The sequence below is a fragment of the Lactobacillus taiwanensis DSM 21401 genome (assembly GCF_001436695.1).
GTDB classification, from domain to species: Bacteria; Bacillota; Bacilli; order Lactobacillales; family Lactobacillaceae; genus Lactobacillus; species Lactobacillus taiwanensis.
This window is the reverse complement of record NZ_AYZG01000009.1, coordinates 1-273: the sequence shown is the minus strand read 5'-3', so window position 1 is coordinate 273 and position 273 is coordinate 1. Positions and strand designations below refer to the sequence as shown.

Annotated in this window: 1 protein-coding gene; it reads left to right on the top strand. The window is 35.5% G+C overall.

Translation table 11 applies throughout. The features are described 5' to 3' along the window. Window positions 1-109 precede the first annotated feature (109 nt). Window positions 110-273: helix-turn-helix domain-containing protein (locus FD18_RS09270; protein ID WP_157053598.1), on the top strand; the 164-nt coding region annotated here is incomplete at its 3' end.

Below are 273 nucleotides of genomic sequence, written 5' to 3'. Positions count from 1 at the left end.
TTTTCGCTGATTGTAAAATTAAATTGAACACTTGATAAAAAATAAAAAGTCCATTCGGACCTGTTTGATAGAATGTAGTTACCACACAACATTTAGAAACGAGGTCAAAATGGACTCTTTACATTCTACCATGAATCAGCACATTAAAGGCAAGCATTTATCATTCGAGGAAAGAGTTATTATTCAATTGCGTTTGAAAGATGGCTATTCTTTGCGTGCCATCGCCCGTGAATTAAACTGTTCTCCTTCTACTATCAGCTATGAGGTTAAGCG